Here is a 24,927-nt window from a genome sequence, read left to right as displayed (position 1 = left end):
ATCAGGATTGATTAATTGGTTACGTGAATATCCAAGCTTAAGTGGTGCCCAAATCTACGATTGGCTGCTAGAGAATTTTTCTAACATTAAAGTCGGAGAAAGTACTGTTCGGCGATATGTAAATAAAATGCGCGAACTTTATCAAATTGAAAAGATAGATGAGCCACGAGAATATGAAGCAGTGGATGACCAGCCATTGCTCATTTTATTTCCATATGAAGGCGCAGAGCAATATATTCAAGATGTTTGTTATACATACGGTCGCTATCGACGTGACCAGCTGTTACTTTTCAAAAAAATCGCAACAGAAAGTCCAGAATGGATTTCTAGAGCAGTAGAAAAATGTATTCAAGAAAAATTGTATAGTGCTAATGAATTTCGGACGTTGTCGCTTATTTTAAGCGTACGAAAACAGAACCGGGAATTGAAGCAGCTGTAGAGGTAGAACCTAAACAGCCTGTAACAATAGCAGTACAAACAAGGGACTTACAAAAGTACATTCACCGTATGGGAGGCAAATAAATGAGTAAAAGTGTGGTAGATATTCAACAAGCATTTAAACAATTACGATTAGTTGAAACAGCGGAGGGGCTTCCTGAGCTTCTTCGCGAAGCAGAACAAGTATCTTGGACGAGGGCCTTTCACAAGGTGTAGTACGCCCTTTATAAGAAACATTTTTAAAACACGAAAACCTTATCTCATGCATTTTGATTAATTCTGTTCAAAATGTATGGGGTTTTTCTGTTAAAGCAGGCATAAAAAAAACTGCTGATTTAATATCAGCAGTACTAAGTTTTGTTATCAATAGATATATAGGTATTGGATAATTATTTACTATGGCAAATATACGTCGTTTTATAATAAGTCTTAAAAATTATCCTTAAGATCAATCAGATACTTTGTTTTGTAAATAACTTAATAAATCATTAATTTTATATTCTTTATGAGATAGGTCCATGATTTTTGATTGAGGGATATTGTTTAAACCAGAAATAATATAAGGTAATGAGGTTCCCCAGTCATAAATTTTTTTTAACTCTATAAATTTTTCTACAAGATCTTCAATTTTTGAGAAGTCATATGCTAAATCTCTTTTATGTATCTCATAAGTACAATAAAGTTCAGTTGCAAGATTTCCAGCTCCACGTCCAATTCCAGTAATAGTAGAATCAATAATATCTGCTCCGCTTTTACAAGCTGAAATTGAATTACTAAAGGCCAAAGATAGATTATCATGACCATGAAAACCTATTGGTATATTGCAATAACTTTTAACCTTATTGATTTTTTCAGTAACTTCATCAGGATAACAGGAGCCAAATGAATCGACTAAATAAATAAAATCAACGTTAGCAGAATCATTAGCTACTTCACAAATTATATTTTCTAATTCGTAAAGGGTTATTTGTGACAAGTACATTATATTCAAAGCAACTTCAAATCCAATATCTTTAATTTTTCTTGCTAATTCTATTCCATGATTTATATTTTGTGGCGATACTGCAATCCGTATTAAATCGACATAATTTTTACAGCTATATAATAAGTCATTTATATGATTAATATTTTTATATTCTTTAGCATTAATCATAACTGCTATTTTTTTGCTTTTATTTAAATTATTCCGTATTTTACGAATGGTTTCTAATGGTAAATAATAAAAGTCCCCATAATCCTTATCAGGTAAATTTCTGAGATAACCAATTTCTATATAATTTATAAGCGGTAAACTAGAAATAGTATTAAGATAATCATCTACCAATTCTTCTGAAAATTCCCAGTCAGTATAATAACCACCATCTCTAAGAGTGCAATCGAGTAGCATATAGAGTCCTCCCCTCAATTAATAAAAATAATTACAAAATTTGTATATTTATATTAACAATAATACTTATATAAAGTAAAAGTCAATGATATATTTGAATATTCGAAAACTTAAATCTACCATTGACAAATAATCAGAATATTGATATTTATTAAAAAACGTAAATTTTCCTAAATTATTACATGTAAAATAAAGGGGTATTAAGGAATCTGAAAAAGTCAAAAATCACTTAAAAAATAATTGACAAATAATTAAAATATTGGTAATTTTTAAAAAAGGATAAATTTTCTAAAAAGTTGACCGAAATTTTAAGGTTTTGTGTAATAAAAAAATATAGTTAAAGAATAATTGACAAATAATTAAAATATTGGTAATTTTTAAAAAAGATAAATTTTCTAAAAAGTTGACTAAAATTTTAGGGTTTTATGTAATAAAAAATCTAGTTAAAAAATAATTGACAAATAATTGAAATATTGGTAATTTTTAAAAAAAGGATAAATTTTCTAAAAGTTGACCGAAATTTTGGGGCTTTGTGTAATAAAAAAATCTAATTAAGTTAGAAAGATACATAAAAATAATTTAAATTACTGTTACTTAATAAAGAATACATTTTCAAAAAGAGAGGAGGGCAAAGAATGCTGTCTAAATTTGTTGAAGAATTACCTGAACATTACATATCCAAGATTATGAAAGAAATTAATAATATAGAGAACTGTATTAATTTAGGACAAGGTAATCCTGATATGAAAACTCCATCATTTATTACAAACCATATGAGCCGAACTATTGAATCCGGAGTTTATTCTGGATATCCTTCTTTTACCGGAAGTGAGGCCTTAAAACTTGAATTAATTAATTTATATAAGAGTAAGTTTAATGTTCATTTAGATATGGATGAAGTTGTAATTGTTCCTGGAGGGAAAACGGCTCTTTCGATGATTGCGACTACGATTTTAAATTACCACGATAGGGTTATAATTCCGGATCCGTACTATCCCGATATATTACCTGTTCTTAATTCTTTAAAAGTTAGTATTGATTTTCTTCCTTTAAAGAAAGAAAATTTCTTCCTACCGCGCTATTCTGATTTGCCAATTGAAATTTATGAGTCAGCCAGAATGATTTATTTAAACTATCCAAACAATCCAACTGGAGCAGTTGCAAATGATTATGTCTTTGAGGAAATTATTAGTCTTGCCCTAAAAAATAATTTTTATATATTACATGATTTTGCTTATGGAGAAATAGGTTTTGATGAAATAACTCCACGTAGTTTTCTTAGTTATAACAGTAGTAAAAATGTGGGGGTTGAACTCTATACTTTTTCTAAATCCTATAACATGGCTGGAATGAGAATTGCCGCTGTAGTAGGAAATAAAGAAATTATTTCTGGTATTGAAAAAATATTGTGTAACTTTTATACAGGTGTATATGGCGCTATTCAAGAAGCTGCAATAATAGGGATTCAAGAGGGAGAAGAATACAAAAAGAAAATTGCAAAATGTTATGAAGAGAGAAGGAATATTTTTCTAGATAATTTTTGCAACAAAGAGGTTCTTGCCCCTAAATCAACTTTTTATTGTTGGATTGAGATTCCCAAGAATTTTACTGACTCGTATCAATTTTTTAGACACTTACTATATGAGAAGAAAATAGGTGTATTTCCGGGTGGTGGATTTGGTTCTCAAGGAGAAAGATATGTGAGAATTTCCTTACTTGATACAAAAGAAAATTTACGATTGGCAGCTAAACTTATTGGAGAGTGTTACTAGTGAAAACAACATATATGGATGTATTTAAAGTTAAAGGTATTTCTAGCTTATTTATAATTAACTTTTTGCTGAGGGCAGGAGCTTGGATGTTTAGTACAGCAATAGTTGTATTTACTCTAAAGGTATTTGGTTCCTCCGCTTTAGCTGGGACAGCTGTGTTTTTCAGTGGTATTTTTAGTATATTAATGGGTCCTTTTACTGGAACAATTATTGACAGATATAATAAATCTTTCATTATTAAACTATCACTATTTTTGACAGGAATAGGAATTTTATTGATTCCTATCCTTAACAACTTTGATGTTTTGCCTAAATTTCTCTTTATTGGATTGATAATATTCACAGGTCTAACTAGACCAGTTGCTTTAACTGCTGTAGCTACTCTTTTTCCAATTTTAATTCCAGAAAAGTATTGGGATAAAGCGAATGGTTTAGATGGGGTCAATCAAGAAGTGTCTGTAGTTTTTGGACAACTTTTAGTCGGAACTCTTTTTGCTTCTTTATTACCAGAAGTGGCCATGGGTATTGTTGCAATGTTTTATTTCTTTGCAATTATTTTTGTTAAGAAAGATATACCAAGCACTAATTCAAGTAAAGATACAGCTTCGAACATCAAAACAATCTTTGATGAAACATTACAAGGTATTACTTATGTGTTTAAACATAATAAAACATTAAAGTCTCTATCTTTAAATGTTCCTATTTATGTAATAACTTTTGGAAGTTTAACAATTTTACTACCCTTAATTGTGTATAACCATTTAGATGGAAATGAGTTCTATATAGGATTACTTTGGGCAATAGAGGGAGTGGCAGCTCTTCTTTCCAATTATTTTTTTGGAAAAGTAAATACAAAAGGGAAAGAAAAAAGATATCTATTAACTGGTATGGGAATTAGTTTAATTGGTTTTCTACTTTTAGCTTTCTCTGCAAATATATATCTATTAATATTGAGCCTTATGTTTATTGGAGGAACTCAAGGGTTAGTAGATGTAAGTTTAAATTCTCTTAGACAACGGGTTACTGATCCTATATGGTATGGTCGTGCTTTTGCTATTAACGGTACGGCTATAGGTTTAGGAATGCCTGTGGGATCACTTATTGCAGGTTATTTTGCTAAAGAGTGGTTTGAAATTACATTATTCTTACCTATTGTTGCTGCTACACTTGCATGTCTTTTTATAATGAAAACTTTAAGTTCAGAAAATACTGAAATAAATAAAATACCTGATGAAATGTCTATTGAAAGAAATGTAAATTAAAAGAGTCTTTTGAAAGGAGGTGAGACAAATGATTTCTCCGATCGTTGGGTTATTATCAGAAGATACAGTAAAAGAATTAAAAAAAGCTTTTGCTGAGCAAAATGAGAAGTAAATTGTATCAATATGCCAACTGTTAATTTAGTTGGCATATTCTTTACATAGGAGGAGAATGGTTTGAAATTAGTTCAAATTTTAAAAAAAAGAGCTGAAACTCAGGCAGATCATGTTGCATATATTTTTTTAGAAGATGGAGAGAGTAAAGAAAATATTATTACATATTCAGAACTTTATACTAAAGCTAAAGATATAGCTAGATATTTACAAACTAAATACAAAAAGGGCGATAAAATATTAATAGCTATGCCTTCAAGTATAGAAACAATAGAATTAATTTATGGAATTTTAATAGCCGAAATGATTGTAATACCTTGCAATACCCCAGGTGAAATAACTTTTAACGAGAAAATAAACTCTATTTTACAAGACACGGAAATTAGTTTAATAGTTGTCAATTCTCATTCTGATTCACAACAGATTAGTATGGAATTCGAAAAAGAAATCATCGTTTTTAATGATTTGAAAATAGAAAATACTAGTGATTTATTTATAAATGAAGATAGTTCAACTACTGCTGTAATCCAATATACTTCAGGCTCCACTTCCCGACCTAAGGGGGTAATAATTAGCAACGAAAACATTAACTTTAATAATATTAATTTAGAAGAACATCTTAAGGGTAATATTGGAACGATTGTAACTTGGCTACCGATCCACCATGATATGGGATTAATGGGAAGTTTATTTTTTGCTATGTATTGTGGTGAAAAATGTGTTGTAATGACCCCATCTCATTTCCTCAGAAAGCCTATAAGATGGTTAAATGCAATAAGTACATATAAGGGAGTAATTAGTGCGTCTCCTAACTTTGGTTATAAATGGTGTATCGAAAAGATCAGTCAAGAGGATTTAAAAAATGTAAATTTATCTTCTTGGAAAATAGCGATAAATGGCTCAGAACCAATTGATGATTTGGTTATTAAAGAGTTTAATGAGAAGTTTAAAGAGACGGGATTTACTTATAATTCTTGGATGCCATGCTATGGTATGGCAGAAGCAACTCTATTCATTAGTGGGATAGAACCAAAGGAAAACCCGAATATTATTAATGTGTTAACCTCGTCTTTAAAAAATGAATCACTAAAGATATCTAGCTCCAACACAATCCAAAATACAAAATTTGTTTCAGCAGGGATACCAAAAATAGAAACCAAGATAATTAATCCTAATAATGACTTTTTGGAAGAACTTGAATTAGGTGAAATTGTTATTAAAGGTAACAATGTATTTAATGGTTATATTAATTATAAAGATAAAGATATGTGGATTGATGGATTTTTCAAAACGGGGGATATGGGCTTTTTTTACAAAAAACAGTTATATATCACTGGTAGAAAAAAGGATATGATTATTCTTCATGGGGTTAATTATTATCCAGAAGACATAGAAAAACAAGTTACTCAAACTATAACAGAGTTGAAGAATTATAGAAATGTTTGTTTTTCTATTACTTCTCATGGAGAAGAAAAAGTAGTTTTCATTCAAGAGGTTTTAAAGAAAGACAAAGAAAATTTCGATGAATTTACTAATAAAATTAGAGAAACCATTAATAATAAATACGGAATAGATATAAATAAAATTTTATTAGTAAGGAAAAATTCATTATTAAAAACTTCAAGTGGAAAAATAAAAAGAAAAGCTATTAAACAGTTGTTTGAGGAAGACAAAATTAACTATTTATACGAGGGCATTATTCACGCATCTCATAATATTAAACAAAATCTGAATGATTTTGTTTCGGAACTGTTGGATTATCCTATTGAAAAAATAGATTTATCAGAACCTTTAGTGTCTTACGGCCTTAATTCAATTAAACTTGCACAATTGGCAGAATATATTTATATGAACTGGTCCAAAGAACTAGATTCTACAAAAATCTTAAATATTACTCTGAATGATTTACTTGACCTGAAAGGAGAAAATTCTAATTTTTATAAAGTTCCAGAGAAATTTAGGTTAGCAAAGAATTTAGAAAGTATATGGTTTCAAAGTGAAGTTAAAAAGAACTCTTATTACTCATTAAATTCATTATTTATTGTAAAGAATTTAAACAAATTAGCTCTTGAAGATGCAATTAATAGATTAATAATGAGACACCCTATGTTAAGATCAGGCTATCATAGCGGACAATCTAATATACATGGATATATAAAAGAAAAAATAAATTTTCAAATTGTAGACGTAAATGTTAATAATGAAATAGAATTTGAAAAATTCCTAAAAAAAGAAGTTAATACTCGCATTGATTTAAATAAACCACCTTTACTAAAGGTTATTTATATCAAGACTGATAAAAATAATTATTTATTATTTAGAATACATCATATAATCACAGATTTTTGGTCATTGTCTCTATTATATAGCGAAATAAAAGAAATCTATGAACGAAAAGAAGAAAGTTTAGATTTTGGTATAGATGAATTTTATGTAAATGAAAGTAAAGGTATTGATCATATTGATTCCGATAAAGAAAAATTCTTCAGGAATTATTTTAATAAGATAAAGCCTTTAAAATTAGACATTGAACGTAATAATAATGAAAATACTTTTAACTTTATGTTGGAGAAAAATATTCTTGATTCCAATATGAGTAAACGAATCAAAAATTTTTGCCTTCAAAATAATGTATCAGAGAATATTGTTTTTTTAAGTGTATTTATTATTCTTTTAAATCGTTATACTCACCAAAAAGACATCAGTTTAGCTATTCCTTATCATGGAAGAGTTAGCCCAAAAAGTTATAGAAGCCAAGGCAATTTTGTAAAAACTATCCCTATAAATTTTGAATTAAAAAATGAAATGAATTTTTTAGATATTATTGCTGGAGTAAATAATGAATATTTAAGAATGATTAGTGAATTCAGTGCTAATCAAGGCAGTGCATATAATAACTATTTAATTAACAATAATAAAGCTTTTGAGACAAACATCTTATTTACTTACAGAGATTTACCGAAATTAAAAAATTTAAATCGATTGAATTTAAATAATACATTTGAAATAGGAAATACTCAACTTAAGTTAATAAGAAGAGAAGAATTGGAAAAGGAATCAATCTACAATATTGATTTTCTAATTGAACAAGATACAGATCACTATTTTATTTGGCTAAAATATAATAATTGTTTATATGAGACTGATAAAATAAAAAAATTTATTAATCACTTTTTGATATTGTTTAATAAATTAATTCATAATGAAGAAAAAAGTATATCTAACTTTAGTTTATTGGAAGATAACTCAGAGATTCTTTTAAAGAAGGATAGTTTTGAAAGTAATACTACTATTAAAAAAGAGCTAATTAATCAATTCGAAAAAAACGCCAACAATATAGCTGCTAGTTTTAATACAAAAGAAATATCATATGAATTCTTATATGAAAGGGCAAAAAAATTAGCATCAATATTGAAAAAACTATAAGAGAGGAGGGAAATGTTTTGGAAGGAAATCAAAAGCATATTGGTGTTTTTGTAGAGAATAAGCTACATTTTTTAGAATGTTTGTGTGGGATTATTTTGTCAGGAGATATTATAGTTCCTTTAAATATAGAATATAGTAATAGGAATATTATCAAAATTATTAAGGATTGTGAGATCGATACAATCCTTACAGAAGAAAAATTCCTAAAAAAATTTGTAGATATTAGTCTAATTAAAAATATAGTTTTAATAGATAAAGACAATGAAATGATTACACAAAGTATAGATAAAACAATAATACCAATTGGATTAGAGAAAACAGAGCTGTTAGATACTACCATAAGAGACGTTGAGGATACCCAAGATAATTTTGTCTATGCAGTCTATACTTCTGGTAGCACTGGTAGTCCAAAGGGAATTCGAGTTAGTAACTATAACTTAATGCACCTATTTAAATGGTTAGATAAATTTTTTGAACTATCTGATAAGACTATTAGTTTTCAACATCTATCTTTAAACTTTGATTTTGGGTTAAAAGAGTTATTTAATGTCTTATTAAACGGAGGGAAATTAATACTAAGTACAAATGAGGAAAAATATAATCCTTTCAATGCTGTTTCTAAAATTAATTTGGAAAATGTAAATATGCTATATACAACTCCAACAATGTTTCGAGAACTTTTAAATCAGGAAGTAAATTTACCATCACTTCGTTTAATTTGTTTGGGTGGTGAAGCTCTTGATTATTCCTTAGTACAGAAAGCTAAAAAATTTTTAAGAGATGATGTATCAATATTTAATGGATATGGACCATCTGAAACTAGTATTAACGCTTTAATGTACAAAGTTGATTGGAAAACAGTTAATAGAAATGATATTAAAGCTCCCGTGCCAATTGGTACGCCATCGGGTAATAACAACGTTATTTTGTTAGATGAAAATTTAAACTTATTACCTGAAGGAGTAGAAGGAGAAATATATATTGGGGGACCCGGTGTCACTAATGGATATATAAACGAACCTGATTTAACTAGAAAAAGTTTTATAACGCTTAACTTTGAGGGGAATAAATCAGTTTACTATAGAACTGGAGATTTAGCTATTTATAATGAAAAAAGAGAACTAGTATTTATAGGAAGGAAAGATGAGCAGGTTAAAATCAGGGGATATAGAGTGGAACTGAAAGAAATTGAGAGTATATTAAATCAACTTTCTTTTGTGAAACAAAGTGTAGTTATTTATGAACATAAATTGGTGGCCTATTTAGTTTTAGAGAAAGAGATCCATTCGGTAAGAAATGTAATATTTAAAGAATTAAATAATCAATTACCTAGTTATATGATTCCCGGATTTTTAGTACAAATTCCGGAAATTCCAAAAAATATAAACGGTAAAACAGATAAAAAGAAATTACAGAGTTATTCGGAAGAAGAAAAAATATTATTAATTTCTTCTTCTATAACTAAAAATAAGACAGAAAAGCGTATTCTACAATGTTGGGAGGCGATAATTGGAGAAGGAAAAGTGGAATCCATAGACACTAATTTTTTTGAAGTTGGTGGACATTCGTTGAATGCATATAAATTATTAGAAGTATTAGAGCAAGAATTTAATCGTAAATTTAAAATAATGGATATTTTTGAGTATTTTAGTATACTAAAATTTCGCAATTTTCTTGAAAATGGAGAGCGACCAATTATTAAAGATAAAAGCTTAAAAGATAAGCATAATATTATGCAAGAAATTAGAGAGCGGAGGAAACAATTATGAGTAATAATGATATCGCAATTATAGGTTTAGCTGGTATTTTTCCAGATGCAATTGATGTAGCGCAATATTGGGAAAATATTTCTAATAAAAAAGAGAGTATTAGAGAATTTTCGGATGAATATTTAATCAGTCAAGGAGTTAATGAAAAATCCTTAAAAGATCCTAATTATGTTAAAGCGGGAACGATGCTAGAAGGTGCAAAAGAATTTGATGCTGAATTTTTCGGATATACGCCTAGGGAAGCAGAAATTATGGATCCACAACAGCGAAAATTTTTAGAAGTTGCATGGGGAGCATTTGAAAACGCCGGGTATTCAACTGAATCTAATACTATTAATAGAATTGGAGTTTTTGGTGGCAGTACAATGAATACCTATATCCTACAAAATTTAATAAAAGAACGAGATTTATTAAATTTCTTGGGTGAACAACAAGTGATGATTGGAAACGATAAAGATTACTTAACTTCTCGAGTTTCTTATAAATTGAATTTTAAAGGCCCAAGTATAGTTGTTCAAACTGCTTGTTCTAGTTCATTATTTGCTATTCATTTAGCATGTCAGCACCTATTAATTGGTGATTGTGATATGGCATTGGCCGGAGGATCCTCTATTCGTATGCCATTAGAAAAAGGTTATAAATATACACCTGGGGGTACTTCTTCAAAGAATGGTCACTGTTATGCATTTGATAAAAGAGCAAACGGTAGTGTAGTTGGAAGCGGTACTGGAGTAGTTGTATTAAAAAGACTTGAAGATGCTATTAAAGATAATGATACTATTCATGCAGTAATTAAAGGATCAAATGTTGGAAATGATGGATCTGATAAACCTGGTTTTAGTGCTCCTAGTATACAAGGACAGGCTAGAGTTATTAATGATACATTCTCGTTGACAGGAATTAGTCCAGAAAGCATTCAATATGTTGAAGCTCATGGAACAGCAACACAACTAGGCGATCCTATAGAGTTTTCAGCACTAACTAATGGATTTAATAAATCTTCCAATGAAAAGAACTATTGTTCTTTAGGTTCTGTAAAAACAAATATTGGGCATCTTGATGCAGCAGCAGGGGTTGCTGGACTTATTAAAATTGTAATGGCTTTAAAAAATAAAAAAATACCGGCAAATTCCAATTTCGAGAGTCCAAACGAAAAGATTAATTTAGAAGAAAGCCCTTTTTATATTAATAAAGAAATACTTGACTGGGAAATTGAAAATGACCAGCCAAGAAGAGCTGCAATTAATTCCATAGGAATGGGAGGAAATGATGCTTTTATGATTTTAGAAGAGGCTCCTGCCCAACCTATTGAATCACTAACAAAGGAAAATAATCTTTTAATTCTATCTTCCAAAAATGAAGAAGCATTAAATCGATATAAAAAGAATCTGTTGCAATTCTTGATTGACAAACCAGATACTCCTTTGACTGATTTAACTTATACTTTACAAGTTGGTCGTAATCAATTTGATAAAAGATTTACTTGCGTTTTTAGTGATTACAATAACTTGATTCAACAATTATCTACTAATAAGATTGAGAAACAAAATACAAATAAAAATTCGGAATTGACTTTTATTTTTGGTGGGAATGGTTCCCAGTATATTGATATGGCTAAAAAGTTGTATCAAAATAACTCACATTTTAAAAATATTTTAGAAAATAATAATAATAAAATAAACGAAATTATTGAATTAGATTTACTAAACGATGTTATAAAATTCGAAGATACAAGTCTGCAAGTAAAACAAAAAATTAATGATAACAAGAATTCTGAATTATGTTTATTTTTAATCGAGTTTAGTTTAGCCGAATTTTTAATTAATCTAAATATACTACCTAAATCTGTATTAGGTTTTGGTATAGGTGAATATGTCGCTGGCACTGTATCAGGTAGAATTGAATTTAAGAAAGCAGTTGAATTAATTAAATTAAGATCAAACTTTATTGAACAAGATCCTAATAAAATTGTATTAAAAGTTAATTCAACACTCGAATTAATATCTGAATATATAGATGACTCGGTAAAAATTCTAACCTCTTATTCGGATTCTCTTCATATTTTAAAGGGAGATATTAATAGCATTAATGATATTGAAAGAGAATTATCAAAAGTAAATATTAAATGTGAAAAATTATTTAACTATTCGACTCTTAATGATTTAGAAATTAATAATTATATTACTGAAAATCAAAAGGTTTATTGTGAAAAAGATGAAGCAATTCCTTTAATTAATGAAATAGGGTATACCTCTTATTCTACGAATGAAATTCAAACTAAATATAATAGTGCTTTAAGTAGCCTAAAAGAAGATATTAATGAGGAAGATTTTATTGTAATAATAGGTCATGATGAGCTTATAGAAACAGCATTAAAACAGTATAATTTTAAAAATGTTCTAAGTATATTAAATGGAAATGCAATACTTGATTATTCAACATTTTTAACAACATTGGGTTGCTTATGGAGCAATAACATTGATATAAATTGGAAAGAGTTTTGGAAAAACCAACAGGTAATGAGAATTCCTGCACCAACTTATCCTTTCAGTAAAACTGTTTATTGGATTGATGAAAAAGCTGGGGTGAAACAAAAGCATGTTGAAATTCCTTTACCTTCTTCCGTAGAAGTAGAAAAGAAAGAAGAAAAAAAAGACCGAGAGGATTCTCCTAAAGAAAACAAATATTATGACAGAGAGCAAATTAAAGAAGAGTTGCTTTCTATATGGAAAAAAGCCACAGGTTTTGAGGAGATAAATGTAAAAGATGATTTGTTTGACTTGGGGGGGCATTCTCTAATGGCTACTCAGATTGTTTCTTCAATTCGAGAGAAATTTTCTGTCTCTATTTCTATCGACGATATGTTGGAAGATGCATCAGTAGAATATATCTCTGATTTAGTTTACCAAGAATTAAATTCTTTAGAAGAAATATCTGAGGATGATCCAGAAGAAAAAATGAAATCGGAAGTTCTTGAGAGAATAAACTCATTATCAGATGAAGAAGTTAATAAAATTTTACAGGAATTGAGGTAGAATGATGAAATCACAAATAGATAATGAAGTTATTAAATTGAGTGAAGAACGTCAAAAATTATACGAAAAGTATCTTGAAAATAATTTGAAAAATAAAAAAACTAAGACTCTGAAATTTGGTCTTTTCTCTTTTTCAGCTGTAGGAATAAAAAGTAAACAAGAGAGCTATGATTTATTATTTGAAAGTGTTAAATATGCTGATCAAAATGGTTTTAGTTCGATTTGGACACCAGAAAGACATTTTGATAAATTTGGAGGTTTATATCCAAACCCTGCTGTTATTGCTGCTTCTATTGCAGCAATAACAGATAACATTAATATAAGAACGGGAAGCACCGTATTGCCTATTCACAATCCACTTGAAACTGCTGAAAGTTGGTCAATGGTTGATAATATTTCAAATGGAAGAATCGGATTGGGTGTGGCACCAGGTTGGCACCCAAGTGATTTTGTCTATAGCCCCTCTACATATGTAAATAGAAGAGAGGTATTATTTGAACGCTTAGAAACTCTTGAAGGTTTGTGGTCTGGAAATAGACTGAAAATAACGGGGGTAAATAATACAACGGAAAATTTAAAAATCTATCCAGAACCTATACAAAAAGAACTTCCGATTTGGATTACAAGTTCAAATAATATTAAGACTTGGGAAAGGGCAGGTGAGCTTGGGAAAAATGTACTTACCGCTCTTTTAGGGCAACAAACAATAGAAGAATTAGCTAATAACATTAAGGCATATAAAAGTAAGCTTTTAGAATATGGACATGATGATAATAAAGAAATTACCGTTATGATTCACACCTATTTAGGAAGAAGTAACGAAGTTGTGAAAACTGAAATTAGAGATTCGTTTATCAAATATTTAAAGGTACACATGGAACAATATAGACATGAGTTATTGGGAAAAGAAATTAAAGTAGACACACTTGGATTTTCTGATCATGATGAGGATTCTTTGGCAATTTTTGCTTTTGAGCGATATTTTAATGATCGAACTCTTTTAGGATCAAAAGAAAAATGTTTACCACTACTTGAAGAACTTAGAGGAATTGGAGTAACAGAAATAGCTAGTTTGATAGATTTTGGAATGCCAAATAATAAAGTGTTAGACTCATTAGAAATATTGAATGAATTGAAACAAGAGGTAAATAATGAATTCTGAAATTATGATTGGCACATGGGCATGGGGGAACAAGAAGTGGAATTATGGAATAAATTTCAATAAAGAAAATTTAGATGAAATGTTTCTAAAGGCAATTCAACAAGGATTTCTATCTTTTGATACTGCAATTGGTTATAGAGATGGAAAGCGTATTTTAGGAGAATTAATAGAAAGACATAATGTTCAAAACGAAGTTAAAATAGCAAGCAAGATCATGCCTTATCCATGGAGATATAATCCAAAGATATTTAAATCGGTTGTTAAAAGGCACATATTTGATTTAGGATTGAATAAAATTTTTTTATTACAAATACATCGTCCATTACCACCATTCCCTATTGAGAATTGGGTGGAAAAGTGTGTGTGTTTAAAAGAAGAAGGTTTAATCGAACATATCGGTATCTCTAATTGTAATACAGAAGAAATGTTGAGAGCACATGAGAAACTTAAAGATCACGGATTGGAACTTTATTCCAATCAAATTCAATTCAATTTAGTCAATCCCCATGCTGATGCAGAAGGAATGAGAGAAGCAGCAAATATTAATGGAATAAAATTATATGCCTATAGCCCTTTAGCAAGGGGATTGCTAAGTGGTTATAGAAATAGTCGTCCACTAGAAAAAAGTCGAAAGAATATTTCCTTGAAGCATATCACGCAAGTTGAACCACTACTTGATTTAATGGAAAACATAAGGAAAAAACATAATGTTAAATCAATTGAACAAGTCGCACTAAAATGGATTATGCAAAAAGGAATTGTTCCTATTGTTGGAACAAAAAAAAGTGAGCATATAAATAGTTATAAACAGTTAGCCGTATGGGAATTAGATAATGATGAAATGGAGATATTAAATAAAATTTCTCTATATTGGCTAAGTTAATTAATAATTTTATAATCCAGATTGAGGTGTTTTAAATGAACCAACGAGAAGAACTAGTAAAAAAGTTATTAGTAGAAGAGAAGAAAAAATTTATTTCACCTTCACAAAAGAGATTTTGGTTTATTAACTTGCTCAATAATAATAAGAAAAATTTGAATTTTAATACTTGCTTGGTTAAGTTAAACGGAATTTTAGATTTTAATGCTCTAAATCAAAGTATTAATATTATTTTTAAAAGACAAGACATGCTAAGGACCTCAGTAAAGACAGTTAAAGGAAGACCCGAGCAAATAATTAAACCATATAAAAAATTCATTATAAATACAGTAGACCTATCAAAGGATGATAATTTAAATAATGTTATTAATGATTTCAGGAGTAATCTTAAATTTGAAGATAGCCCCTTAGCTAATATATTGCTTATTAAGAAAGGTGAAAATTCTCATATACTTCTTTTATCACTCCATCACTACATTTCCGATGGTTGGTCTTTTCAAGTTTTTTTTAATGAGCTGAAACACTTTTACGAGCAGAATACTTTAAACATTGATATTAAGCAATTACCTCATTTGAAATACCAGTATTATGAATATGCGTTTAACGAACAGCAGAAATTTAAAAGTGAGTTATTTACTCAGAAATTAATTTTTTGGAACAATTATTTAAAAGATCAACAGAATTTAAAACTCCCTTTAAAACATAGTAATGAAACTCCACTTGGAAGTTCAGTTGAAACATATTTTTTTACTATAAGAGAAAGGGAAACCATATTAAATTTTTGTCAAAAAAATAAATTAACTCTTTTTCAATTTATGGTTAGTGTTATCCAATATGCATTTTATCTGAAAAGCCCTCACCTACATGAATTAAGTATCGGGACACCTGTATCCAGAAGAGAGGGAGGACCTTCTAATGATGTAATCGGGTGCTTCATTAATACAATAATAATAAGAACTTTATTTTCAAATCAAAAGACTTCAATTGAAGAATTCATTATAAAAAATAAGCCTAATATAACAAAAGCTTTAAAAAATCAAAGTGTCCCCTACGAACAAATCATAAAAGCCAGTAGAGATTCTTCAAATAGTAAAGGATACAAAATTTTAGTTTTTGAAGATAATACTCCACCCCATAGATTTTGCCTAGGAGATTTAGAATGTGAATATTTTAAAATCAATTCAAATGATTTAGATGAAGAGATGGCTATTTATTATCACTTTAGTAAAAATGAGTTCTCTTTAAATATAAATTATAAAAATTATTACGAAGAAGAAGAAGTTCAAAATTTAATGGCTAATATAATTAAATTAATACGTCAGTTATAGGGAGAAGATTAAAAATGGATAACTATATCAATATTTATGAAATAATATGTAGAATTTTAAACCAAAAGGATTTAAAACTTACTCCTGACACTGATTTTTATGAAATCGGTGGAGATTCAATGTTAGCAGTAGAATTAATACATTATATAAATTCTCACTTTGATACTGAAATATCTTTAGGGGATTTTCTTGAAAACACTACCCCAAGAAATTTATTAAATTTAATTAAGTCCAATAAGAGTAGTTTAAATTACCAAGAGAATGACGAAGATAATTTAAACTCTAAAAATATCCCTCTTCTTCCTACTCAAGAAGCGCTTATGGATTTTGAAGATATGGTGCCTAAAATGCATTTTAATCACCTTTTTGATGTTTTAGGGATAAAAGGGATAATAGAATCAGAGTTTCTTGAAAAAAGTATTAATAATGTGTTGAAACGCCATGATGCATTAAGAGCATCATTTAATTTTAAATCAAGAACCCAAATAATTAATGAATTTAAATATTTACCTCTAAGAATCACCGAAGTGAAGGATATGACAGAATTAAAAAAACAGGTAGAATCAGATTTACATCAACCTTTTAATTTAGAATCAAATGCATTTTTTATACGTTTTCACTTAATTTGTGTAAATAAAAGTGAGTATTACTTAAATATTGTTGCTCACCATCTTATTATTGATGGATATTCATTGCAAATGCTAGAAAAAGAAATATTTATGTTTTATAAAGCGTATTTAAATGCGGAACTGCCTCAAATAGATATTGACCCACCTAAATATAAGAGCTATGTAATCAAGTCCTTGAAAAATCTTCCCCTTACAAGTGCTGCTTTGGTGAGTCAACCAATAAAGTTTCCTCAAAATATTAAAGAACACATCAATCAATTCCAGAGGAAAATATTAATTAGAGAACTAAATATCGAGGAATTAAAGATTTTACAAAATACTCCAGAAATGAAAGGTACTACGCTTTTCCAGATTTTATTTAGCCAATTTGCTTTGCTTTTAGCCTTAAAAACTAAAACTAACAACTTTCAAGTATCTCTCCCAATACTGAATAGAAATAGTTCAGTAGAAATAGGAACAATGGGCAATATTTCTAGTGTGAGTACTGTAAACGTTGTGCTAGATGAAAATACAAAATTAAGAGATTTAATTGACGATATTGGAAAGCAAATTAAACAGACGGATATTAAATTCAAGTGGGCTACTGAAAGGAATTATAAAGAAAATCCTAATAATAGTAATGTTTACTTTTCATATCAAAAAAGATTCTTGTTTAAAGATTTTAAATTCGAAGTTCAAAGTGAAAATGAGAAAATTTTTAATAACACTTATATTTCTCCGAATGGTATGAAATTAATGATGAATATTGATTATAATCAGAATAAAATTATATTTCGTCTAGATTATCAAATGAAATATTTTGACGAAAACTATATTTATGAGTTAATCCGAATGTATGAATTACTATTGTCGAAATTCAGCACCAATATTAATTTGACTCTTAATGAAATTGCTGAAGATATAGTGAATTTAAACTAAATTGAGGTGTCTTTTATTATGAAGTATCTAATAGTGCTGCTTATACTAATATCTAACTCTATTATATTTAAAATATCTGCAAACTTGTTTTTTATAACTCTTATTATTGAATTTAGTCTTCTGATTTATTTTTTACAGAAGAAAAAAGTGTTGTTTGTTTTATATACTTTAATTAAAACTTTGCCAAAAAAGAATACTAAAAATATGGAAATAGATGGATTATTCGAAAATGTTCATGTCCAATTTGATTCTTATGGAGTTCCTACTATAAAAGCTGAAAGTTTAGAGGATAGTTCCTTTGTTCTGGGTTATTTAACTGCGAGGGATCGTTTATTTCAAATGGATTATCAACGGCGTGAAAGTTATGGGGAACTGGCAGAGATCTTAGGAAAAGTCTTCATAGACAAAGATAAAGAAATGAGATTATTAGATTTAAAAAAAATTGCAACAAAAGTAGTTGAACATCTTAATAAAGAGGAATTAAGTCTGTTAAAAAGTTATACCGATGGTGTTAATAATTATTTAGAAACTGTTAGTATTAAAAATAGTTTTGAGTTTATATTACTTGATTATACCCCCGAAAGATGGACGATTATTGACAGCATAGCGGTTTTTTTGGGTTTTTTCAAAAAATTAACGCTAGATCCAGAAGACAAAAAAATGGTAGAAGTTATGAATAATATACTTCCTAAGGATATTGTTGACTTTCTACTTCAAGATGACGATTGCTTTAATAATAAATATTTAAATAATGCTAATAGAGCATTTAACGGGATTCCAAAAGAACAAATTATTTCATTAATTAAACGGTTAAAAAATAAGCCTTCTATAAAAGAATCAATGCCGGAATTTATATTACCTATTGGTTCGAACGCTTGGGGGAAAAGGTACAAAACAAAGCAAGGGAAATATATTTCAAAAATTGCAAATGACATGCATTTACCTCTCTCAGTTCCAATTACTTGGTATCGCGCTCACTTAAAATTACCTGAAGGAGGCGGGAGTGGAATTATTTTGCCTGGCTTACCAGCTATAATTGCCGGCTCGTCTGATCATCTTAGTTGGGGTTTTACCAGATTTTGCGGAGATAATATGGAATATTTAAAATTAGAGTCTAATGAAAATGAAGATAGCTATCTGACTGAAGACGGGTGGAAACCATTTGAATATGAAAAACAGCTTATTAAAGTTAAAAATAGTGAAACTATTGAAATTAATATAAAAAAGACAATATACGGAAATGTAAATGCCAACAAAGTTTTAGATAAAAATGTATTACAATTCGGTAGTTTATTAGACTATAAAGCAATTAATTTTTCCATATATAAAATGATGCTAGTTAAAGATGTAGATGAAGGTATTCAAGTTATGAAAGAGTTTGGGGGTCCCCCAATGAATGTAATAATAGGGGACGATAAAGGAAATATTGGATGGACTGTATGTGGGAAAATACTGAAAAATACTAACAAAGATTTGTTGGGAATGGTCAATTGGGATGAATATAAATCAAGAAATGTATATTTGCATGATTCAGAAAAACCAGAAATTATTAATCCGACTGTAAATTATGTAGTTTCCGCAAATAATCGAATTATAGGAAGTGAAAGTAAGAATATATTAGGAAATAATTATTTTAATGGTTACCGTTTTTACCGAATTACTAACTTACTAAGGAATGAGCAACCATTATCGGCTAATCTAAAATGTGAAAGCATGGAAAATATTCAAAATGATACGTATGGTGAATTTTATTTTTATTATAGAGATTTAATTTTTGAAAGTATGACAAAGAAAAATGATGATTTCTCTAAAAAAATATTACACATGCTTGATAAGTGGGACAATAATGTTCAAAAGAATAGTCAATATTTTTCAATGCTCGTTGTATTTCACGAAAATTTAGTTAAAAAGGTAATCGAGCCACTGGTAAGTGAAGCTAAAGAAATTCAGCCAGATTTCCTTTTTGCATGGAACAACATTGAAACCCCACTAAGAGCAATACTTAGTGAGAAAAATTGTGAACTTATTTATACAGAAAAAGAAGACTTCGATGACTTTATTATAGATACTTGTAAAGAAGCATATGAACAACTTAGAAGTAATTTTAAGTGGAATGGTAAAAAGGCGTTAAGATGGGGAAAGACTAATAAAACTTTTATTTTTAATATTTTAAGCTTTTATTATCAAGAATTCTGGTCTGTTTTTAACATGCCAGTTAGGGAACTAGAAGGTTGTCAAAATACTGTTAATGTTTCATGGCCAGGATTTGGAGCATCTGTTCGTTTTATTTCCATACCAGGTGAGAAGGTAGGACTAATATCTATCCCGGGAGGGCAGTCTTCACATCCACTATCCAAAAACTACCGTGATCACTTTAAAAAGTGGATTAACGGTGAATATATTAATTTATATCCAGAAAGTAGTGTCTATGAATTGAATTTTTATAAAAAGGAATAAATAAAATGAAAAATATATATTATTTATATTTATCTGACCAGGAACTTAGATCTGAAAAATTCAAATATTTAATTGACGATATGAGCAAATTAGAATGCTTATACATAAATAAATATAAAAGAATTGAGGATCGTAATAGAGCATTATTAGGAACCTATATAGTTAAAAACCTTTATAATAGAAAGAACTCATCAATAGAATTAATTAGGGATGGAAAGAAAAAGCCTTATATTATTATTGGTAATAAAAAAGAGAAGAATTTTAATATAAGCCATTCTGGAAATATTATCATGGTTTCAATATGTGATACAAACGTAGGAGTAGATGTTGAGCTAATAAAAGAAGATTCTTTAATAAATAAATTTAACACTCAACAATTTTCAGAAAATCCAATAATTAATTTTTTCTTAAACTGGGTGTTGAAAGAAAGCTATGGCAAGAAGGTAGGAAAAGGATTATTAACTGAAAATCTATTTGAGACTGAATTTATTAAGATTAATGAGCAAGTCTATATGTATAAATCTAATTATTTACATATTTTCTACCCAGAAAGAAATTATATTGCTTGTATATGTGCAGAGAGTCCTGAAATTCCAGATATCATAAAGTTGAATTTTTGATAAGGAGATGTGCCTGATGAATAAGAAATTCCCAATAAACTATCCAATTGATAAAAAAACTGCTGATAAAATTAAGAATGAAATAGAAAAGCAAGGTATGGTTGCTCAAATAGATGAAAGATTTAATTTATGGATTACAAGTCCGACATTAAATGACAGTGAAGTTGACGCAATTGTTGAGAATACTATAATATCTAGTCAAAAAATTAAGATGATTGATAAAAATGATTTTAATAAAATGGTGAAAAGAGATGTTTCACTTTATGGGTACAATCTTAGTGAAGATGGAGTTGTTTACTTAAAAGGTCATGCTTTAAATGTTTATAATGAATTTAAAGATATTTTTGAGGAACTTAAAAAATGTTATAATGCAGAATTGCTTGAGATTCCTTATGTTATAGGGAGTAAAGAGTTGAGAAAAATAAAGTATAATCAACAATTTCCTGATAACTATACGGAAATAAAAAATACATCTCATTCAGAAACTATTGAATATTCCGTTTTGCCTGCTGCCTGTTTCCATACTTATAAAAATTTGGAAAATATTAATTTAAAATCCAAAAAACTAGTTGGAACATTAGGTAAGTGTCTCAGAAATGAAGAAAAAAAGTTGATTTCAGAGTATAGACTAACTTATTTTACGATGTCAGAAATTGTGACTTTCGGTACTTTTTTTGAAGTAGAGGAAACCAGAAAATGTATAATGGATAGAGTTTGGAATTTATTTAACTTGCTTGGTTTAAGAGGAAGGATTGAAACAGCATCTGATCCATTTTTTAATTCAGACAACAAAAAAAAATACCAGTTAGACAATGAAATTAAATATGAATTAATCTATGAATTAAAAGGGGAAGATTTTTCGGTAGCTTCATTTAATATTCATGAAAAATTCTTTACATCGAAATATAACATAAAACTTTTAGATAATCTTGCTTTTTCTGGATGCAATGCATTTGGTATTGAAAGATGGGTTTATGCTTTTTTATTAACGTATGGAGATGAAAAACTTCCAAAGTCATTTAAATATAAAGAAATATTCTGAGGAAAATGAAATCACCCACTTTTTTGAAGTGACCCCAAAAAGTTAGACACGGTTATTTCTTTTAGGCAGCTTGGTAAACTGAGTTCGGTATTGTACCGGACTCAGTATTAATTTTGCCTTGATACGTTTCGTGTTGTAATAATTCATATATTTTTCTAGTTCCTCTTTAAACTGCTCGACACTTTCGAATTCTTTAAAGGAATTCAGACTTCATAATCCCCAAAAAATTCTCCATCACCGAATTATCGTGACAATTTCCGTTGCGTGACATACTTTGTACAATACCTCTTTCTTTTAGGGCATGGCGATATTGTTTCATCTGAAAATGCCAGCCTTGATCTGAATGCATCAGTAGCTGATGTTCCGCTGGTAACTTCCCTAAAGCCTTTTCCAACATCTCTGAAACAAGTGAATACGTTTGAGCCAATGTAACCGTCAACCAAAATTGAACATTTTTTGCCCATTAACGATGAACACTTTTTACTCGTTAAATATCTTTTGCTGATGCTTTAATCGATGATTTTCATTGTTCATATGAATAACTTCTACTCAGTGTAACAGTCGATCTAAAATCGCTGTCATCATTCCTTGATTTCCTACTAATTCCGTCTATTCTTCAGGACTCGGTTTGATGTTGAAATGAGCAAGCTTTGCTCGTATATCTTATGTATCAATTGAAAGAATAACGTCGCCTAACGTTGATTTAAAGCCATGTACATGACATCATCTATAATGCCCAAATCCGAAGCCCGCAAACATTTTAACTGAATTTGCGAACGATGCGTAAATTCTTCTGTTTTTAATAACTGGATTAGTTCTCCCATTGTTACGAAATAGACTTGAAATCCTTTCTGAATTGCTTCAATACCTAAGCCTACTGCCAATAAAGTTTTACCGGCTCCAGGTGGTCCTAAGAGAATTAAGTTATAGCTCTGCTCTAACCACTGAAATTCTTGTAATTGCTTCATTTGACCCACTGTAATCGCTGTCTGCTCATCTAACTGAAACATATGCAACGGTTTATGATATGGAAAACATGCCTATGTAAGCGTTTTTCAATACTCTTTTCTTCACGTCTTCTTAACTCTAACGTAGTGAGCTCCTCTAAAAACTCTAAATAAGTCCAAGGTACTTGTTCTGCTTCGCGAAGAAGCTCTGGAAGCCCCTCCGCTGTTTCAACTAATCGTAATTGTTTAAATGCTTTTTGAATATCTACTACACTTTTACTCATTTATTTGCCTCCCATACGGTGAATGTACTCTTGTAAGTCCCTTGTTTGTACTGCTATTGTTACAGGCTGTTTTAGGTTCTACCTCTACAGCTGCTTCAATTCCGGGTTCTGTTTTCGTACGCTTAAAATAAGCGACAACATCACGAAATTCATTAGCACTATACAATTTTTCTTGAATACATTTTTCTACTGCTCTAGAAATCCATTCTGGACTTTCTGTTGCGACTTTTTTAAAAAGGAACAGCCGGTCACGTCGATAACGACCGTATGTATGACAAACATCTTGAATATATTGCTCTGCGCCTTCATAAGGAAATAAAATGAGCACATTTCGTTGTAATTGATCGAGCGATGTAGAGCGATCGCGTCCATGATTTACATTTTTAATTAGCTTTCCTTTTTCTAAGCTAATCGAATGCTCCGCAAGAATTTCTCCTGTATACGGCGCTAAAATCTTTAGTATTTGCCCATGGAGCAATAGATTTACTTCTGGATATTTCGTATAATTACCTAAAGGAATAGAGTATCGATTGGACGCATATCGAACCGTATTGTCCTTGTTCACATTCCTTGTTATAATTTCAGTATGGTTGCTTTCTATAATAGAAAGCGGTGATGAGACTTTTCTTAAGTGTTGCTTTTCGAGGAGAAACACTTCGAAAGGTCTCTTTTTTGTCGTGTTATGTATTTTATAATTGCCTGTCCGTTCGAGCCATTTCCAAGCTTTTTCGTTCCAATCCTCATGCGATGAATAGACATGATTTTTCGCAAAGTTATTTTTTACGTACTTTACGACATTTTCAATTTTTCCTTTAGACTCAGGGTCTGCTTTACGATAGAGATAGATGTTGAATCTACGTTCCTTTACATACTGATGAAATTCCTTTGTTAATATAAGGTCTCCGGCATTTTCACTAACAGCGATTAAATTATCCTGATCATATACAATCTCTTCCGTAATACCATCATAATATTTGAAACGCTTTTTCATGACAATGAATTGTATCTTTCGTAGTAAAAGGGCGATGTTGCCAAATCATATATTTTTGCCTAGAATGGTCCAATACAAAGCCGATAAAATACAACTTCATTTCTTTACCATTAGTCATTTTGTATTTCATCAAAATAAACAATCTTTATCATCTTTTTTTGTTCAGTAGATTTTTTTCTTGATATACACGCTTCCTCCAATTTCAATGTCATAAGATATCGGCTGTGTACCTAATTTCTGTGAATACTTCCCCCATTGAGGATTGAAACCTTTTTTAGATTACTCATATTCAAATTCATTTTTTTCTTCACTATGTAGTAGATTTCTCTTCAATTTATGCATGCTCCTTATATTTTAGATTTTTAAACACTCCTGGTTAATTAAAATCCGAAAAGTAAATATATCCCATTAAATTATACAATAAATGTTTAACTAGGTTCGTGTAAAAAAAGGTACTTTTGAACTATTG

General features: G+C 29.4%; 16 protein-coding genes and 2 pseudogenes. 14 read left to right on the top strand and 4 right to left on the bottom strand.

All coding sequences use genetic code 11. The features are described from left to right. The first annotated feature begins 7 nt into the window (after positions 1–7). Together AC3WSK_RS01895 and AC3WSK_RS01890 are read left to right on the top strand one after the other, a co-directional pair. Positions 8–439, top strand: coding sequence for a hypothetical protein (locus AC3WSK_RS01895; RefSeq protein ID WP_492411594.1), 432 nt, complete (start codon positions 8–10; stop codon positions 437–439). An 83-nt stretch (positions 440–522) separates the two neighbouring features. Further along, a complete protein-coding gene (locus AC3WSK_RS01890) occupies positions 523–654 on the top strand; it encodes a hypothetical protein (RefSeq protein ID WP_492411592.1) in 132 nt (43 codons plus the stop codon). A 232-nt stretch (positions 655–886) separates the two neighbouring features. Here AC3WSK_RS01890 and AC3WSK_RS01885 read toward each other — a convergent pair whose 3' ends face one another. Then, positions 887–1,825, bottom strand: a complete 939-nt coding sequence (locus AC3WSK_RS01885) for a hydroxymethylglutaryl-CoA lyase-like TIM-barrel protein (RefSeq protein ID WP_427482034.1) — start codon at positions 1,823–1,825, stop codon at positions 887–889. Positions 1,826–2,460: 635 nt separating this feature from the next. On the opposite strand from AC3WSK_RS01885, the gene AC3WSK_RS01880 reads away from it, so the two are divergent. From AC3WSK_RS01880 to AC3WSK_RS01825, 12 genes are all read left to right on the top strand, one after another. After that, positions 2,461–3,597 carry an aminotransferase class I/II-fold pyridoxal phosphate-dependent enzyme gene (locus tag AC3WSK_RS01880; protein ID WP_427482036.1) on the top strand — a complete coding sequence of 379 codons (1,137 nt, stop codon included), beginning with the start codon at positions 2,461–2,463 and terminating at the stop codon, positions 3,595–3,597. Beyond that, on the top strand, positions 3,597–4,859 hold the full coding sequence (locus tag AC3WSK_RS01875; protein WP_427482038.1) for an MFS transporter: 1,263 nt from the start codon (positions 3,597–3,599) through the stop codon (positions 4,857–4,859). The genes AC3WSK_RS01880 and AC3WSK_RS01875 overlap by 1 nt, the downstream gene beginning before the upstream one ends. A gap of 174 nt (positions 4,860–5,033) precedes the next feature. After that, the gene (locus AC3WSK_RS01870; protein ID WP_427482040.1) at positions 5,034–8,396 is read left to right on the top strand and encodes an AMP-binding protein; all 3,363 of its coding nucleotides are present in this window, start codon (positions 5,034–5,036) and stop codon (positions 8,394–8,396) included. 17 nt (positions 8,397–8,413) lie between these two features. After that, positions 8,414–10,165, top strand: coding sequence for a non-ribosomal peptide synthetase (locus AC3WSK_RS01865; protein WP_427482042.1), 1,752 nt, complete (start codon positions 8,414–8,416; stop codon positions 10,163–10,165). Next, positions 10,162–13,200: a beta-ketoacyl synthase N-terminal-like domain-containing protein gene (locus AC3WSK_RS01860; protein ID WP_427482044.1), complete on the top strand. Its 3,039-nt coding sequence runs from the start codon at positions 10,162–10,164 to the stop codon at positions 13,198–13,200. The genes AC3WSK_RS01865 and AC3WSK_RS01860 overlap by 4 nt, the downstream gene beginning before the upstream one ends. Before the next feature lies 1 nt (position 13,201). After that, positions 13,202–14,362, top strand: coding sequence for a MupA/Atu3671 family FMN-dependent luciferase-like monooxygenase (locus AC3WSK_RS01855; RefSeq protein WP_427482046.1), 1,161 nt, complete (start codon positions 13,202–13,204; stop codon positions 14,360–14,362). Beyond that, the gene (locus tag AC3WSK_RS01850; RefSeq protein WP_492411588.1) at positions 14,352–15,245 is read left to right on the top strand and encodes an aldo/keto reductase; all 894 of its coding nucleotides are present in this window, start codon (positions 14,352–14,354) and stop codon (positions 15,243–15,245) included. Before AC3WSK_RS01855 ends, AC3WSK_RS01850 begins: the two co-directional genes overlap by 11 nt. Before the next feature lie 35 nt (positions 15,246–15,280). Next, positions 15,281–16,570 carry a condensation domain-containing protein gene (locus AC3WSK_RS01845; RefSeq protein ID WP_427482050.1) on the top strand — a complete coding sequence of 430 codons (1,290 nt, stop codon included), beginning with the start codon at positions 15,281–15,283 and terminating at the stop codon, positions 16,568–16,570. A gap of 14 nt (positions 16,571–16,584) precedes the next feature. Next, positions 16,585–18,117, top strand: coding sequence for a condensation domain-containing protein (locus AC3WSK_RS01840; RefSeq protein ID WP_427482052.1), 1,533 nt, complete (start codon positions 16,585–16,587; stop codon positions 18,115–18,117). A gap of 18 nt (positions 18,118–18,135) precedes the next feature. Further along, entirely contained in the window at positions 18,136–20,574 is a 2,439-nt protein-coding gene (locus AC3WSK_RS01835) for a penicillin acylase family protein (protein ID WP_492411585.1), read from the top strand. 5 nt (positions 20,575–20,579) lie between these two features. Continuing rightward, positions 20,580–21,194 (top strand): 4'-phosphopantetheinyl transferase family protein, encoded by a 615-nt coding sequence (locus tag AC3WSK_RS01830; RefSeq protein ID WP_427482056.1) that lies wholly within the window; start codon positions 20,580–20,582, stop codon positions 21,192–21,194. A gap of 16 nt (positions 21,195–21,210) precedes the next feature. After that, on the top strand, positions 21,211–22,236 hold the full coding sequence (locus AC3WSK_RS01825; RefSeq protein ID WP_427482058.1) for a class-II aminoacyl-tRNA synthetase family protein: 1,026 nt from the start codon (positions 21,211–21,213) through the stop codon (positions 22,234–22,236). A 42-nt stretch (positions 22,237–22,278) separates the two neighbouring features. On the opposite strand, the pseudogene AC3WSK_RS01820 reads toward AC3WSK_RS01825, so the two are convergent. The 3 genes and pseudogenes from AC3WSK_RS01820 to AC3WSK_RS01810 all read right to left on the bottom strand — a co-directional run. After that, a pseudogene (locus tag AC3WSK_RS01820) lies at positions 22,279–22,657 on the bottom strand (transposase); the annotation flags it as partial. Between the two features lie 59 nt (positions 22,658–22,716). After that, positions 22,717–23,467: pseudogene (gene istB, locus AC3WSK_RS01815) on the bottom strand (IS21-like element helper ATPase IstB). Then, positions 23,460–24,458: a transposase gene (locus tag AC3WSK_RS01810; protein WP_492411582.1), complete on the bottom strand. Its 999-nt coding sequence runs from the start codon at positions 24,456–24,458 to the stop codon at positions 23,460–23,462. The pseudogene istB and the gene AC3WSK_RS01810 overlap by 8 nt, the downstream one beginning before the upstream one ends. Positions 24,459–24,927 lie beyond the last annotated feature (469 nt).

The sequence above is a fragment of the Lysinibacillus sp. EB271-A1-10B genome, assembly GCF_058791335.1.
Note: the sequence above shows the minus strand (reverse complement) of the source record. Positions and strands in the feature narration are given on the sequence as shown.